General features: G+C 63.9%; 15 protein-coding genes. 7 read left to right on the top strand and 8 right to left on the bottom strand.

Annotated features, from left to right (window positions below; all coding sequences use genetic code 11):
• Position 1: 1 nt before the first annotated feature.
• From ACLCGK_RS03655 to ACLCGK_RS03645, 3 genes are read left to right on the top strand one after another with little or no spacing between them, the layout of a single operon-like run.
• Positions 2-871, top strand: a complete 870-nt coding sequence (locus ACLCGK_RS03655) for a DUF72 domain-containing protein (RefSeq protein ID WP_410951296.1) — start codon at positions 2-4, stop codon at positions 869-871.
• Positions 872-899: 28 nt separating this feature from the next.
• A complete protein-coding gene (locus tag ACLCGK_RS03650) occupies positions 900-1,730 on the top strand; it encodes an oxaloacetate decarboxylase (RefSeq protein ID WP_367245302.1) in 831 nt (276 codons plus the stop codon).
• Positions 1,730-2,419 carry an extensin family protein gene (locus ACLCGK_RS03645; RefSeq protein WP_410951295.1) on the top strand — a complete coding sequence of 230 codons (690 nt, stop codon included), beginning with the start codon at positions 1,730-1,732 and terminating at the stop codon, positions 2,417-2,419. Before ACLCGK_RS03650 ends, ACLCGK_RS03645 begins: the two co-directional genes overlap by 1 nt.
• Before the next feature lie 12 nt (positions 2,420-2,431).
• Here the strand turns inward: ACLCGK_RS03645 and ACLCGK_RS03640 are convergent, their stop codons facing one another.
• On the bottom strand, positions 2,432-3,052 hold the full coding sequence (locus tag ACLCGK_RS03640; protein WP_367245300.1) for an energy transducer TonB: 621 nt from the start codon (positions 3,050-3,052) through the stop codon (positions 2,432-2,434).
• A gap of 103 nt (positions 3,053-3,155) precedes the next feature.
• Between ACLCGK_RS03640 and ACLCGK_RS03635 the strand changes: the two genes are divergently transcribed.
• Positions 3,156-3,932: a class I SAM-dependent methyltransferase gene (locus ACLCGK_RS03635; RefSeq protein ID WP_367245310.1), complete on the top strand. Its 777-nt coding sequence runs from the start codon at positions 3,156-3,158 to the stop codon at positions 3,930-3,932.
• A 164-nt stretch (positions 3,933-4,096) separates the two neighbouring features.
• On the opposite strand, the gene ACLCGK_RS03630 is transcribed toward ACLCGK_RS03635, so the two are convergent.
• Entirely contained in the window at positions 4,097-4,738 is a 642-nt protein-coding gene (locus ACLCGK_RS03630; RefSeq protein ID WP_013971232.1) for a TetR/AcrR family transcriptional regulator, read from the bottom strand.
• A 193-nt stretch (positions 4,739-4,931) separates the two neighbouring features.
• On the opposite strand from ACLCGK_RS03630, the gene ACLCGK_RS03625 reads away from it, so the two are divergent.
• Positions 4,932-6,032: an efflux RND transporter periplasmic adaptor subunit gene (locus ACLCGK_RS03625; protein ID WP_367245299.1), complete on the top strand. Its 1,101-nt coding sequence runs from the start codon at positions 4,932-4,934 to the stop codon at positions 6,030-6,032.
• Between the two features lie 6 nt (positions 6,033-6,038).
• Positions 6,039-9,104, top strand: a complete 3,066-nt coding sequence (locus ACLCGK_RS03620) for an efflux RND transporter permease subunit (protein ID WP_410951294.1) — start codon at positions 6,039-6,041, stop codon at positions 9,102-9,104.
• Positions 9,105-9,232: 128 nt separating this feature from the next.
• On the opposite strand, the gene ACLCGK_RS03615 is transcribed toward ACLCGK_RS03620, so the two are convergent.
• The 5 genes from ACLCGK_RS03615 to plsB form a co-directional block, all read right to left on the bottom strand.
• Positions 9,233-9,922, bottom strand: a complete 690-nt coding sequence (locus ACLCGK_RS03615) for a DUF4197 domain-containing protein (protein ID WP_015269179.1) — start codon at positions 9,920-9,922, stop codon at positions 9,233-9,235.
• Positions 9,923-9,956: 34 nt separating this feature from the next.
• Positions 9,957-10,355, bottom strand: coding sequence for a YbaY family lipoprotein (locus ACLCGK_RS03610; protein ID WP_015269180.1), 399 nt, complete (start codon positions 10,353-10,355; stop codon positions 9,957-9,959).
• Between the two features lie 121 nt (positions 10,356-10,476).
• A complete protein-coding gene (locus tag ACLCGK_RS03605) occupies positions 10,477-11,190 on the bottom strand; it encodes a hypothetical protein (RefSeq protein ID WP_410951293.1) in 714 nt (237 codons plus the stop codon).
• A gap of 39 nt (positions 11,191-11,229) precedes the next feature.
• Positions 11,230-11,604, bottom strand: coding sequence for a YbaY family lipoprotein (locus tag ACLCGK_RS03600; RefSeq protein ID WP_410951292.1), 375 nt, complete (start codon positions 11,602-11,604; stop codon positions 11,230-11,232).
• Positions 11,605-11,684: 80 nt separating this feature from the next.
• Positions 11,685-14,171, bottom strand: a complete 2,487-nt coding sequence (gene plsB, locus ACLCGK_RS03595) for a glycerol-3-phosphate 1-O-acyltransferase PlsB (RefSeq protein WP_410951291.1) — start codon at positions 14,169-14,171, stop codon at positions 11,685-11,687.
• A gap of 231 nt (positions 14,172-14,402) precedes the next feature.
• Between plsB and ACLCGK_RS03590 the strand changes: the two genes are divergently transcribed.
• Positions 14,403-14,612, top strand: coding sequence for a cold-shock protein (locus tag ACLCGK_RS03590; RefSeq protein ID WP_003252255.1), 210 nt, complete (start codon positions 14,403-14,405; stop codon positions 14,610-14,612).
• Between the two features lie 122 nt (positions 14,613-14,734).
• On the opposite strand, the gene ACLCGK_RS03585 is transcribed toward ACLCGK_RS03590, so the two are convergent.
• A complete protein-coding gene (locus ACLCGK_RS03585; RefSeq protein ID WP_003257701.1) occupies positions 14,735-15,109 on the bottom strand; it encodes a hypothetical protein in 375 nt (124 codons plus the stop codon).
• Positions 15,110-15,112 lie beyond the last annotated feature (3 nt).

Below are 15,112 nucleotides of genomic sequence, written 5' to 3'. Positions count from 1 at the left end.
GATGAGTCCATCACCACTGCCTTATTTTCTCGGTTGCCCGTCATGGAGCGAAAACGCCTGGCGCGACTACCTGTATCCCGCCGACGCCAACAGCGGTGAAATGCTCGGCTACTACAGCCAGGTGTTCAACGCCGTCGAGGGCAATACCACTTTCTACGCACGCCCCGCACCAGGCACTATTGCGCGCTGGGCGCAGATCATGCCCGAACACTTCCGCTTCACTGCCAAGTTTCCCCGGGACATCAGCCATGAAGGCGACCTGCGTGATCAGCTGGAACCGGCCTCTGACTTCACCCGCCTGATGGCCCCGCTGGGCCAGCGCGTAGCGCCGTACTGGCTACAGTTGCCGGCCCAGTTCAGCCCCGCACGGCTGGGCGAGCTTTGCCACTTCCTTGACGAAGTCGGAGTGCCGGTGGCCGTGGAGGTGCGCAACCAGGCTTTCTTCGCCAAGGGTGAAGAAGAGCGGTTGCTCAACCGCCTGCTGCATGAGCGCGGTGTGGAGCGTATCTGCCTGGACCCGCGCGCCTTGTTCAGCTGCACCTCTCGTGACCCTGCCGTGCTGCATGCGCAGGCTAAGAAGCCCAAAGTACCGCCTCGCCCGGCAGCCTTCACCCAGCACCCGCAGGTGCGCTTCATCGGCCACCCGCAGCTGGAGGCCAACGAGGCCTTTCTTACCCCTTGGGTGGACAAGATCGCCGCCTGGATCGAGGAAGGCCGCAACCCTTACATCTTCCTGCACACCTCGGACAACCAGCTGGCCGCGGCGCTGGCCCAGCGTTTTCATCAACGCCTGATGCAGCGCCTGCCGGGCCTTGCCGCGTTGCCGGAATTGCCGCGCACCCCCGCGGTCGAACAATTGGGGCTACTCTGACCTTCCCCTGACTGCCGGAGGTTGAACCATGGATGTGCAAACCCTGCGAGCCGAAGCCTTCAAGGCCCTGCACGAGCGTGACAGCGCCTTCGTCATCCCCAACCCGTGGGATGCCGGCTCGGCCAAGTTGCTGGCCAGCCTGGGCTTCGAGGCGCTGGCCACCACCAGTGCAGGCCTGGCTTTCAGCCTGGGCCGTCCGGACGCCGAAGGCGCCTTGAGCCTGGACGATACCCTTGATAATGCCGGGGAGATCGTCGATGCCACCCCGCTGCCGGTGGCTGCCGACTTGGAGAACGGCTTTGGTGACCTGCCCGAAGATTGTGCCCAGACCATCCTGCGCGCTGCCGAGGCTGGCCTGGTAGGCGGTTCCATCGAAGATGCCAGTGGCCGCAGTGAAGCGCCCATCTACGACTTCGGGCTGGCCGTGGAGCGCATTCGTGCAGCTGTGCAGGCAGCGCGTAGCCTGTCGTTCCCGTTCACCCTGTGCGCCCGGGCAGAGAACCTGCTGCACGGGCGCATGGACCTGGACGACACCATCCGGCGCTTGCAGGCCTATGCCGAGGCCGGTGCTGATGTGCTCTACGCGCCAGGGCTGCGTACTGTCGAGGAAATCCGCGCGGTGGTGCAGGCCGTCGCGCCACGGCCGGTGAATGTGCTGATGGGCATGGCGGGCGTGCCGCTGAGCGTCAACCAGTTGCAGGACCTGGGTGTACGCCGCATCAGCGTCGGCTCGTCGCTTGCCCGTGCTGCGTTGGGGGCCTTCCACCGGGCCGCGCTGGAGATTCGCGATGAGGGCACCTTCGGCTATGGGGAGCAGGCGCTGCCGTTCGCACAACTCAACGACCTGTTCCGCCGCTGATGAGGGCCGTGCTGGCGTTGCTGGCCAGCCTGTCGCTGCTTGCGGGGCTGGCCTGGCACCTGGATTGGCGGCTGCCCGCCGCGTGGAACCCGTGGGCGCCGCTGGACGTGCGTCAGCCCCCCAACCTGCTGACCCCATACAAGTTGTCCCGCCTTCGCGATGACCCGACGCTGTGTCGCCTGGCACTTCAAACCAGCCAGCTGCGCTACCGGGCACAAGCCGACAGTTCGGCTACTGCCAACTGCCCATTGCGGAATGTATGGCGTATCGACGGTGGTCAGGCGCGGCTCGGCGGCAGCTTCCTGGCCAGTTGTCCGTTGGCAGTGGCGTATGCACTGTTCGAAAACCATGGCCTGCAGCCTGTGGCGCAACGGGTGTTGGGGCAGCCGGTGGCTCAGGTCGACCACCTGGGCAGTTTTGCCTGCCGCAATGTCTACCACCGCAAGCAGGGCCGGCTGAGCCAGCACGCCACGGCCGATGCCCTGGACATCAGTGGCTTTCGCCTGCGAGACGGCCAGCGCATCGTCCTTGCGCGGGACTGGCAGGCGGGCGGGCAGAAAGCGGAATTCCTTCGTCAGGTGCAGCGGGCGGCCTGTGACAGCTTCAGCACGGTACTTGGGCCGGACTACAACGCTGCACACCACAACCACTTTCATGTGGACATGGGCCGCTGGCAGATCTGTCGCTGAGCGTGGGCGCGTTCAGGCGTGGGCGCGCACGTTGTTAAGCACCACCGGGCGTGCCCAGTGGATGTCGAACTCCAGGTCGTTCTGTTGCTTGGCCAGGGTGGTGTCATCGAACGGTTCGGGCGCCGGGTCCAGCAGGTTGGTCTCGAACTCGGCGATCGGCAGGAACAGCGAGCGCGGAGCAGGGCCGGGGCCGGGCTCGGCAATCGGGTGACCTTGGCTCATCACCACCGGGCGTAGCCAGCTGTTGCTGATATCGAGCTGGCGCTGCTGCTCGATCAGCTCGACTGCGCTGAACGGCTCGGGGGCGGGCGGCAGCAGGTTGGCTTCGAGTTCTGCCTTGGGCAGGAACAGTGGCTCGGGCGGTGCCACGATGGTGTCATGCACCGGGCAGGCACGCTGGGCGTCGATCAGAGCTAGCGCCCGGGCGCCGCCGATCGGCTCGCCACTGCTCTGGTCGAATTGCACGAACGACTGGCTGACGCTGTCTACGGGCTCTTCCTGCTGCTCGGCCATGGCCCGGGCAAAGAAATCCTGCCACAGGTGGCTGACGCCCCCGAGTGCCTGAGTGTTGTGCTGACTGTAGTTGCCGACAGGCGACAGGTAGGTCAAGCCGATGGGAAGAGTATCTGACATGGCAGTCGCGCGCGTTGTGCTCTGGCAGAATAGCGGGATATTGCCTGTATCGGCCGAAGTAGCCGATACATTAACGGCTGGGTTCAATTTCTAGGTGTGAATGATGGAAGAGCAGGGCACAGGTATCCGGGTCGAGGCGATGTCGGCTGAATTCGAGGCGCAAGCCGCTGCGTGGGCCGAGCGCCTTGAGTTGCCGCTGCAGGACGATGCTGCCGGGTTTGCCGTGCAGGTGGGCGTCGATGGCTTGCAGATCCAGCAATTGGGCCCGCAGGCACCGGGGCCGGTGCGGGTGGACTTTGTCGAAGGCCAGGCCGCGCACCGGCGCCTGTTCGGTGGTGGCAACGGGCAGATGATCGCCAAGGCGGTGGGCATTGCCCAGGGCGTGCGTCCGCAGGTGCTGGATGCAACTGCCGGGCTGGGCAAGGACGCGTTCGTGCTGGCCAGCCTGGGCTGCCAGATGACCCTGATCGAGCGCCAGCCGCTGATTGCCGCGTTGCTGGAGGATGGCCTGGCGCGGGCGCAGTCGGATGAAGAGGTGGGGCCGATCGTGGGGCGCATGCGCCTGCTGACCGGCAACGCCATCGAGCGCATGCGCGCCTGGGAAGGTGAGGCGCCCCAGGTGATCTACCTCGACCCGATGTTCCCGCACCGGGACAAGAGTGCGCTGGTGAAGAAGGAAATGCGTGTGTTCCGCCCATTGGTCGGTGATGACCTGGATGCCCCGGCCCTGCTCGAAGCTGCCCTGGCGCTGGCCAGCCACCGGGTGGTGGTGAAGCGGCCGCGCAAGGCGCCGATCATCGACGGGCCGAAGCCGAGCCACAGCCTGGAGGGCAAGTCGAGCCGGTATGACATTTACCCGAAGAAGGCCCTCAAGGCATGAGCTGAGAGCCTCGGTATCCTGTAGGAGCAACTATCTTATGTTGCCTGTAAGGGCCCTATCGCCGGCAAGCCAGCTCCCACAGGTACTGCACAGCCTTGAGGACAGTGCGATCAAGGTGGGCGCTGGCTTGCCGGCGATGGGGCCAGTCCTGGCAGCCTGATGTATCAGGGCTGGAACGCCCGCAGGAACACACCTACCACCTCGCGCACATGTGCCTCGGCCTCATCCCCCTCCAGCGGCCCCGCGCATCCCAGCAGCAACCGGTAATCCGGTGCGCCCTTGACCAGGCAGAAGAAGTGCTCCGCCGCACGCAGGGGGTTGTCGATACGCAACAGTCCGCGCTCATGCGCCCCTCGCAACAGTGCCTCCATCCCCGCCAGCACGCGCTTGGGCCCGGCTTCGTAGAAGTACTCGCCAAAGCTCGGGTCCAGGCTGCCCTGGGCCATGATCAAGCGGCTGAGCTTGACTGCCTCATCGCTGCTGATCAGCGCCTGGAAGCCACGGGCAATGGTCAGCAGCACCTCTTCCACCGGCACCCCCTCGGGGTACTCGAACAGCATGTCGGGCAACTGGATCTGGCAGGTTGCCATTACCGCCGAGCCGAAAAGCGTCTGCTTGTCGGTGAAGTGGCTATATACGGTGAGCTTTGAAACACCTGCCGCCGCAGCGACCGCATCCATGCTGGTGTTGGCGTAGCCGAGGCTGAGGAAAAGGGCTTTGGCTGCTTCGAGAATTGCCTCGCGTTTGGCCAGGTCCTTGGGCCGGCCCGGGCCGATGGGTGCGTCGTTGGACATTGTGGTCTGCATCTGGTTGAAGAATCGCTCATCTTAACGGGTCAGGCGCCAGCCTTCGAGTTGAACCGTTCTGGCGTGTCAGGCGAACAGGGCTTCGGCCATATCCTGCAAAAACCAGTGCATCCTACCTTCCCGGCGCCGGTTGCCTGACTTAATATACTCCCCAGTACAAATATTGAATGTACCCATCGCGAAAGGATTCATCATGTTGCGCCCTGCCTTGTTCATTGCTTTGTCTGCCGCTGCCGCGATGTTGCTGGCGGCGTGCGGCCAGGAAGCCGCCCCACCGGCTGCGCCACGCCCGGCGCTGGTGGTGCAGCCGCAGCCGGCCGAAGCCGCTGCCGACAGTTACCCCGGCGAAGTGCGTGCACGCTTCGAGCCGGAACTGGCTTTCCGCATAGGCGGCAAGGTCAGCAAGCGCCTGGTCGAGGAGGGGCAGCGGGTAAAGGCCGACCAGCCGCTGGCCGAACTGGACCCGCAGGATGTGCGCCTGCAACTGGAGGCCAACCGTGCCCAGCTGGCAGCCGCCGAGGCCAACCTGTCGCTGGTGCGCGCCGAGCGCGATCGCTACCAGAAGCTGCTGGACCGGCAAATGGTCAGCCATTCCCAGTTCGATAACGCCGAAAATCTCTACCGTGCCGGCCTGGCCCGGCTGAAACAGGCCAAGGCCGAGTTCGACGTGGCTGGTAATCAGGCTGAATATGCTGTGCTGCGCGCACCCCAGGCCGGGGTGATCGCCAAGCGCCAGGTGGAAGTGGGCCAGGTGGTCGGCGCAGGGCAGACCGTGTTCACCCTGGCCGCAGATGGCGAGCGGGAAGTCGCCATCGGCCTGCCGGAGCAGCAGTTCGCCCGCTTTGCCGTGGGCCAGCCGGTGAGCGTGGAGCTATGGTCGCACCCGCAGGAGCGCTTCCAGGGGCGTATCCGCGAGCTGTCACCGGCTGCCGACCCACGTTCGCGCACTTTCGCTGCCCGTATTGCCTTTACCTCGGCCGCCACCCCGGCGGAGCTGGGCCAGAGCGCCCGGGTGTTCATCGCCCACGAAGGGCTGATCCCGTTGGCGGTGCCCCTGTCGGCAGTCACAGCGGAAAACGGCCAGGCCTACGTCTGGCGGGTCAACAAGGACAGCCGCCTGGAGCGGGCAGTGGTGCGCCTGGGGCCCTACGGCGCCGACAGCGTACCCGTGCTCGAAGGCCTCGCCCCCGGCGACTGGGTTGTCGCCGCGGGTGGCCATGTATTGCGCGAGGGCCAGGAGATACGCCCCGTGGACCGTACCAACCGCGTAGTGAACCTGACGGCCAAGGAGTAAGTCCCGATGGGTTTCAACCTTTCTGCCTGGGCGCTGCGCAACCGCCAGATCGTCCTGTTCCTGATGATCCTGCTGGCGGCCATTGGCGCCATGTCCTACACCAAGCTCGGCCAGAGTGAGGACCCGCCGTTCACCTTCAAGGCCATGGTCATTCGTACCCTGTGGCCCGGTGCCACCGCTGAGGAAGTGTCGCGTCAGGTCACCGAGCGCATCGAAAAAAAGCTGATGGAAACCGGCGAGTACGAGCGGATCGTCTCGTTCTCCCGCCCGGGCGAATCGCAGGTCACCTTCATGGCCCGCGACTCGCTGCATTCCAAGGACATCCCCGAGCTGTGGTACCAGATCCGCAAGAAGGTCGCGGACATCCGCCACACCTTGCCGCCGGAGATCCAGGGCCCGTTCTTCAATGACGAGTTCGGCACCACCTTCGGCAATATCTATGCACTGACCGGTGAGGGCTTCGACTACGCGGTGCTCAAGGACTATGCCGACCGTATCCAGATCCAGTTGCAGCGGGTCAAGGACGTGGGCAAGGTCGAGCTGATCGGGCTGCAGGACGAGAAAATCTGGATCGAGCTATCCAACGTCAAGCTGGCCACCCTCGGCGTGCCGCTGGAGGCCGTGCAGCAGGCCCTGCAGGAGCAGAATGCGGTCAGCACCGCCGGTTTCTTCGAAACGCCCAGCGAGCGCCTGCAACTGCGGGTGAGCGGGCGCTTCGACAGCGTCGAGCAGATCCGCCAGTTCCCCATCCGCATAGCTGAACGCACCTTCCGTATCGGCGATGTGGCCGAGGTGCACCGCGGCTTCAACGACCCGCCCGCACCGCGCATGCGCTTCATGGGCGAGGATGCCATTGGCCTGGCGGTTTCGATGAAAGACGGCGGCGACATCCTGGTGCTGGGCAAGGCATTGGAAATCGAGTTCGAGCGCCTGGCACGCAGCCTGCCGGCCGGCATGGAACTGCGCAAAGTCTCGGACCAGCCGGCGGCGGTCAAGGCCGGCGTGGGCGAGTTTGTCCAGGTGCTGGTCGAGGCGCTGGTCATCGTGCTGTTGGTGAGTTTCTTCTCGTTGGGCTTGCGCACGGGGCTGGTGGTGGCGCTGGCCATCCCGTTGGTGCTGGCCATGACCTTCGCCGCCATGCACTACTTCGGTATCGGCCTGCACAAGATCTCCCTCGGCGCGCTGGTGCTGGCCCTGGGCTTGTTGGTCGATGATGCGATCATTGCCGTGGAGATGATGGCGATCAAGATGGAGCAGGGCTACGACCGCCTCAAGGCGGCCAGCTACGCCTGGAGCAGCACCGCGTTCCCGATGCTCACCGGCACCCTGATCACGGCGGCGGGCTTCCTGCCCATCGCCACGGCGGCCTCCAGTACGGGCGAGTACACCCGTTCGATTTTCCAGGTGGTGACCATTGCCTTGCTGACCTCCTGGGTGGCCGCCGTGGTATTCGTGCCTTACCTGGGCGAGCGCCTGCTGCCGGACCTGGCCAAGCTGCATGCCTCCCGTCATGGCAAGGACGGCCACTCGCCAGACCCTTACGCCACACCGTTCTACCAGCGTGTACGGCGTGTGGTGGAGTGGTGTGTGCGGCGGCGCAAGACGGTGATCCTGCTGACCATTGCCGCCTTTGTCGGCAGTATCCTGCTGTTCCGTTTCGTGCCCCAGCAGTTCTTCCCGGCCTCAGGGCGCCCGGAGTTGATGGTCGACCTGAAACTGGCCGAGGGTGCCTCGCTGGCCAACACTGCCGAGCGGGTCAAGCAACTGGAGGTGTTGCTCAAGCAGCAGGAAGGTATCGACAATTACGTGGCCTACGTGGGCACCGGTTCGCCGCGTTTCTACCTGCCACTGGACCAGCAGCTGCCGGCGGCCAGCTTCGCCCAGTTCGTGGTACTGGCCAAGTCGATGGAAGACCGCGAGCGCCTGCGCAGCTGGCTGATCAGCACCATGGACCAGCAGTTCCCCGACCTGCGTGCCCGGGTCACCCGCCTGGAAAACGGCCCGCCCGTGGGGTACCCAGTGCAGTTCCGGGTGACTGGCGAGCACATCGAGAAGGCCCGTGCGCTGGCCCGTGAAGTGGCCGACAAGGTGCGCCAGAACCCGCATGTGGTGAACGTGCACCTGGACTGGGAAGAGCCGAGCAAGGCGGTGTTCCTCGAGATCGACCAGGACCGCGCCCGTGCCTTGGGCGTGAGCACCGCTCACCTGTCGAGCTTCCTGCAAAGCTCGCTGACCGGCACCACGGTCAGCCAGTATCGCGAGGACAACGAGTTGATCGAGATCCTGCTGCGCGGCACCCGGCAGGAACGCAGCGAGCTGGGCAACCTCGGCAGCCTGGCACTGCCGACCGACAATGGCCAGAGCGTGGCGTTGTCGCAGGTCGCGACTCTGGAGTACGGCTTCGAGGAGGGCATCATCTGGCACCGTAACCGCTTGCCGACGGTGACCGTGCGCGCCGATATCTACGACAAGGAGCAGCCGGCGACGCTGGTGAAACAGATAGAACCGACCCTGCGTGACATTCGTGCCAAGCTGCCGGATGGATATTTGCTGGAAGTGGGCGGCACGGTCGAGGACTCCGAGCGCGGGCAGAAGTCGGTGAATGCCGGCATGCCGCTGTTCGTGGTGGTGGTGCTGAGCTTGCTGATGATCCAGCTGCGCAGCTTCTCGCGCACGGTGATGGTGTTCCTCACTGCGCCGCTGGGGCTGATTGGCGTGACCTTGTTCTTGCTGGTATTCCGCCAGCCGTTCGGCTTTGTCGCCATGCTTGGCACCATTGCCCTGGCGGGGATGATCATGCGCAACTCGGTGATCCTGGTGGACCAGATCGAGCAGGACATCGCGGCGGGGCTGGATCGCTGGCAAGCGATCATCGAAGCCACGGTGAGGCGCTTCCGCCCGATCGTGCTGACTGCTCTGGCGGCGGTGCTGGCGATGATCCCGTTGTCGCGCAGTGTGTTCTACGGGCCTATGGCGGTGGCGATCATGGGCGGGTTGATCGTGGCCACCGTGCTTACCCTGCTGTTCTTGCCGGCGTTGTATGCGGCTTGGTTCAGGGTGAAGAAGGGCTGAAGGCCGCAGGGGAGGGCTTTGCCCTCCTTTCGCGACACAAGGCCGCTCCCACAAAGGTCCTGCATTCGCCGATCAATGTGGGAGCGGCCTTGTGTCGCGATGGGCTGCAAAGCAGCCCCCAGGGGCCCTCAGAGGGCGCCGAAGACCTTCTTGGCCAGGCTGGTAGCCGCTTCAGCCGGGTTCTGGCGAATGCTCTGCTCCTGCTTGGCAATCATCTCGAACAGGCCATCCAGTGCCTTTTCAGTCACGTAGTTCTCGATGCTGGCGCTCTTGGCATCGACCACACCCAACGCCACTGCCTGCCCGGCAAAGTTGTTGTACTGCTGAGCCAGGCCAACCTTGTCGGTAGCCTGCTTGACGATCGGCAGGAACTTGGCGCGGATCTGCTCGCGGCTGCTCTTGTTCAGGTACTGGGTGGCCGAGTCGTCACCGCCGGCGAGGATGCCCTTGGCATCGGTCACGCTCATGTTCTTCACGGCATCTACCAGAATCGCCTGGGCCTGCGGCACGGCAGCCTCGGCGGCCTTGTTCATGCTGGTTTCCAAGGCCTCGACCTGTTCACCCTTGCCGAACATCTTCATCGCCTTGGCGGCCTTGCCCAGGTTGCCAGGCAGTTCGATGCGCACGTCGGGGTTGTCGCTGAAGCCGCCCGGGGTGCTCAGCTGCTTGACGGCCAATTGTGCGCCTTGGGTCAGTGCATCCTTCAGGCCGCCAGTGGCATCTTTCTGGGTCAGATCGCCAAGCGACAGGGCCAGGGCACTGGCCGACAGCAGCAGGCCGGCACACAGGGTGGTGAAGCGCAGGGAAGTGCGGATCATGAAGCTTTCCTTGTAAACAGATGAAATACGGGTGTCAGCGGACCGGATCGACCTTGATCCGCACGGGCTGAGGGTCACTGCCGTCGAGCATGACACCGTGGTGCTCGGTGTTTATGAACAGCAGCTTGCCGTCCAGCTCGATGCGCGCGCTTACCGCATAGCGGTGGCCTGGCTTGACCTGGGCCGGGTCGTAGATGAGGTGGAATGGCAGCGGTACGTTGCCTTTGACCGGGCCAGCCTGGCGGGCCAGGGTAACCGCCGGGGCGTCCATCAGCGAGACGTCCTGCAGCTCCACGCTGAGGGTGGCGGCCGGTGGCAGGGCACTGCGTTGCAGGTAGAAGACTTCGCCATCCAGGCTGGCCTGGTTGGACGGGGTATGGCTGGAGCAGGCTGCTAGCAAGGATGCGCAACACAGCATAAAGAGCTTTTTCATGGTATCTCCGAAGTCCTTGGCGTTGGCTTGTGGCCAACCCCAGGGACTTTAGCGGATTTCTTCTGGTGGGTCCTTGATGAAGATGCGACAAGGAGGGGGAGAGCAAGGCGAAGCGCGATATTCAGCTACGGCGCGGCGGTCGCAGGCTGATTGCCTCAAGTTCGGTAACGCTTTGAAGGGTCAGGCCGCGCAGCGTTCTCCCGGCGTACGGGGTCATGGTATGTGGGTCGTAGTAGGACACGCGCAGATGCAAGGGTTCGTCGTCATTGACTGTGTTGCCATCCAGGTACGTGGTAAGCGTCACAGGTCCCTGTGTCGGCCACAGGGCGGCACCGGCAATGTAGCTGGAGCTTCTGTTGCTGTAACCGTCTTCCTGGGTCCGATACAGGCCGAACGTCATGAGCGCCTGTGGCCTTAGCAACTCTTCGGGAATCTCGATGATGTTCTTCATCTCGATGATCGCGGGCGTCAGGGGCTGCTGACTTTGCTCGCCAGGCTGGGCGGGTATCCTCAGGACCATGGGAGGGTTTGGCTCAGGCTGGTTGATTGCAAGTGGCATCGACAGGCTCAAGCTGTTTGGCTCTTCATTGACGCCAACACCATAACTGGCTACTAGCGTTGGTTCGGCACCTTCCGGCAGGCTATTGCGGTCCAGCAGCAAGTTGAAAGGCATTGCGACGCCAAGCGTCTGGCACCCCCAGGCGGCCAGGATGATCTTGTTCTCATCCGTGCCCAACTGTACGCGTACGCCAAGGTGCGGTGCGCCTTCAGCTGTATGGATGCACGACGGGACAAGCACGGTCCCGCGGATCTCGATGAAGTTGGCGGGTAGCATGTTGGTTTTCCTCGGTTCGGTCATGGGTACAGGCGCCAGTCACTCAGCGAGGTTGTCGCTGAACTGGCGACCGTTTTCGGTGGCAATCTGGTCGACAGTCACCCGTTGTGTACCCGATACCGTGGCTGGTTCTATCGAGTGACGGCTGGTGGTGATGTAGCGCAGTTGGCCGTCTATCTCGATGCGCGCGGCGAGGGCATAGCTGCGGCGTGGGTCGATAAGGCTGGTATCAAACGTCAGCGGCAGATTGATCGGCATCAGGCCGCCACAGCGCAGACGCAACTCGGCAAGGCTGATGGAGCGCGCATCTGCCTTCGAAATATCGATCAGCTTCAATTCAACCAGGCCGGACGGTGCGAGCGTGTTATCGCCAGAGGAAACGATTTCAACGTCCAGCGTCTTCATTTGAGACATGTTGGTGCTCCTTGAGAGGGATGTGCTGAAGTAGCACCGTGATCCTGGTCCCTCCCAAGGGCTGAGAGCAGCCTGAAAAGCTACCGCTGTATAACCTCCGCAGGCTCATCGCGGTGCAATGCCACCTGGCGGATCGACAGGCGCAGTTCCGCAGACAGCACGCGCTTGGCCACGCCTTCGGCCAGCTCGCCGAGCTTGTCGCGATAACCGAGCTTGCCCTGGGGGTCTGCATGTAGCACGCCTTGCTCGACCAGCGTCTGGATAAAGTGGCGGAACAGGGTCTTGTCGAAGAACTCCGGGGCGTTCAGGCCGTGCAGGATCGACAGGCGCTGGGCCATCATCACGCACAGGTCTTCCAGCTCTTCGGCGCTGAGGCTGTTCTGCCCGCTGTTGAGCAACAGCGAGGTGGCCATGTAGAAACGCTGCAGGGTCTGGGTGATAGTGCGGGCGAGCAGGGTCAGCAACACGAACTGCCGCGAGCTGGGCGCCGGGCGAATGTAGATGGCGTTGTCCTGGCGCAGCAGCCCTTGCTCGACCAGTGCGGCCAGCCACTGGTCGATCACCGCATCCAGTTGTTCCGGCGTCCAGCGCAGGAACAGTTCGGCCTGCAGGTAGGGATACAGCGCGTGTACATACTGGCCCAGCAGTTCGCGGCTCATGCGCGAGCTGCTGAGGAAGAAGCTGGCCAGCAGCGCCGGCAGGGCGAAGATGTGCAGCACGTTGTTGCGGTAATAGGTCATCAGTACCGCGTTGCCTTCATCCAGGTACAGGATGCGGCCCAGGGCGTCCTTCTGCTCGGCCACCAGGTTCATCCCGCGCACGTGCTCGATCAGCGCCTGGCCGTCGCCGTCGGGCAGGGTGGTGTGCGGCGAGTAGGGTACCTGGCGTAGCAAGGCCAGGTACAGGTCGAGCACGCGGGTCAGGGCGCGCTCGTCCAGGGCCAGGCGGCTGGTGGACAGCAGCGCCAGCGCCACCAGGTTGACCGGGTTGATAGCGGCCGCCTCGTTGAGGTGGCGGGCAACGGTTTCGCCCAGGCGGGTGGTGGTGGCGTTGAGCCAGGCCGGGCGGTACTGCGGGCCGTGGTCCTGTTCACGCCAGCCGGGTTGTTGCTGGTCGAGGAAACCGGCCAGGCGGATCGGCTCGCCAAAGTTCACGTACACCTGGCCAAATCGCTGCCTGAGCGCGCCGAACACCTTGAAGATATCGAAGATCGACTCTTTCTTCTTGCTGGCACCGCGCAGCTCGCCCAGGTAGGTGCGGCCTTCGAGCACGCGCTCGTAGCCGATGTAAACCGGCACGAAAACGATCGGCGTACGCGATGAACGCAGGAAGCTGCGCAGGGTAATGGCCAGCATCCCGGTGCGCGGCTGCAGCATGCGCCCGGTGCGCGAGCGCCCGCCTTCGACGAAGTACTCGACCGGAAAGCCCTTGGTGTACAGGGTGTGCAGGTACTCGTTGAAGACCGCGGTGTACAGCGGGTTGCCCTTGAACGTGCGGCGCATGAAGAAGGCGCCGCCACGGCGTAGCAGGTTACCCACCAGTGGCATGTTGAGGTTGATGCCCGCGGCCACGTGCGGCGGCGTCAGGCCGTTGCGAAACAGCAGGTACGACAGCAGCAGGTAGTCGATGTGGCTGCGGTGGCACGGCACATAGATCACTTCGTGGCCGGGTGCGATGCCTTGCACCTGCTCGATGTGGTTGACCTTGATGCCGTCGTAGATCTTGTTCCAGAACCAGCTCAGTACCACTTCGAGGAAGCGGATCGCGGTGTAGGTGTAGTCTGAGGCAATCTCGTTGCCATAGCGCAGGGCCTGGGCTTCGGCCTTGGCCAGCGGCAGGTTTTCCCGCTGCGCCTCATCGACGATGGCCTGGCGCACCTGGGGCGCGTGGATCAGGCCTTTGACCAGGTTGCGCCGGTGCGAGATGTCCGGGCCGATGACTGCGGTCTTCAGGTTGCGAAAGTGCACGCGCATCAGGCGCTGGGCCATGCGTACGGTGCGTTCGTGGCCCTTGTTGTGCTGTACCAGTTCGCGCAGGTGAATGGGCGCGGAGAACTGCACCCGGGTCTTGCGCCCGAGGATCAGTACGGTCAGCAGCCGGCGCAGGCGCCCGGTAACCGCCCAGCTGTCGGCGAACAGCAACTTCCACGGGCTGGATTCACTTGCCGGGGTCTGCCCCCAGAACACACTGACCGGAATGATCTGCGCATCCTCTTCGGCATGCTGGCTGATGGCGGCGACCAGGCGCTCCAGGGTGGGTGGGGCGCCGCGCTTGTCATGGCGGCCGAGCCAGTCCGGGTCCGGGGTGAGGTAGAAGAATGCCGCAGGTTCCTGCAGCGGGCCAACCGCCACCGGCAGCACCGGGCGCGGCAGGCCTGCCTTGGTGCATTCATGGTCGAGCACGGCCAGGTCGGTGAGCGCGGGCGAGGGCAAGGCATAGAACACCGGCCGGCTGCGGTCGAGCTTGAGGGTGAGGGAGGACTGGTTGATGGTCTCGGAGCGCACCCACAGGTACAACAGGCGACGCAGGGCGCCGAAGATCAGGCGGCGCAGGGGGGAACGGGTCATGGGGTGTGTGCCCTGGGGGTGGTTTTCAGGTGGGTATCCAGCCAATTAGTCTGCCGTATCCGCGCAAGTTCAGCAAAAATCGCCGAACGGCGCGACGGTCATCAAATTTTTTTGTTCTGTGTCATATACTCGGCCTGCCACTTGCAAGATATTTGCGCAAGCGGCGTCGACACAGGGAGGGACTCTGTGTCTGCAAGGCGATCTTCACAATAAAAATCCGGAGTAGTTCAGATGTCGTCTCGTGAGACTGGGAATGTAAAGTGGTTCAACGATGCCAAGGGTTATGGCTTCATTCAGCGCGAAGGTGGTGCGGATGTATTCGTCCACTATCGGGCGATCCGCGGTGAGGGGCATCGTACCCTGGTCGAAGGTCAGCGGGTGGAGTACGCCTGCGTGCAGGGCCAGAAAGGCCTGCAAGCCGAGGACGTGGTAGGCCTCTGAGCCTCATGCGGTAAGGCTTGTTGTGGGAGCTGGCTTGCCGGCGATCACCGGCGAAGCCGGTGCCAGGCACCGTGTTGCCTGCATCGCCGGCAAGCCGGGCTCCCACAAAGAATGCAGTGCATTCAGGTGCGCCAGGTGATTTCCTCTTCACCGTCGGCGCTGATGCGGACCCAGCGGTCGGCATCTTCTTCCCCATCTTCCTCCACCCAGCCACCTGGCGCGCAGCGCACTTCCACGCCCAGTGCGGCAAATGCGGCGCGGGCGCAGGCAACGTCATCGGCCCACGGCGTCTGGTCGCTTTCCAGGTACAGGCTGTTCCATTTCCCTACAGCCTTGGGTAACCAGGTGACCGGAATGTTACCGGCCTGGCATTTGAAGGTATGGCCTTTCTGCTTCCATTCGCTGCATGGGCCGATTGCCTGGGCGAGCCACTCGGCAATCTGCTTGTGGTCGACGTCGGCGTCCTTCAGGTAGATCTCGATATCAGGTTGGCGCATAAG

It is taken from the genome of Pseudomonas sp. S1(2024), assembly GCF_046557535.1.
The sequence above is the reverse complement of the archived record's forward strand: the minus strand, read 5'-3'. Positions and strand labels throughout refer to the sequence as shown.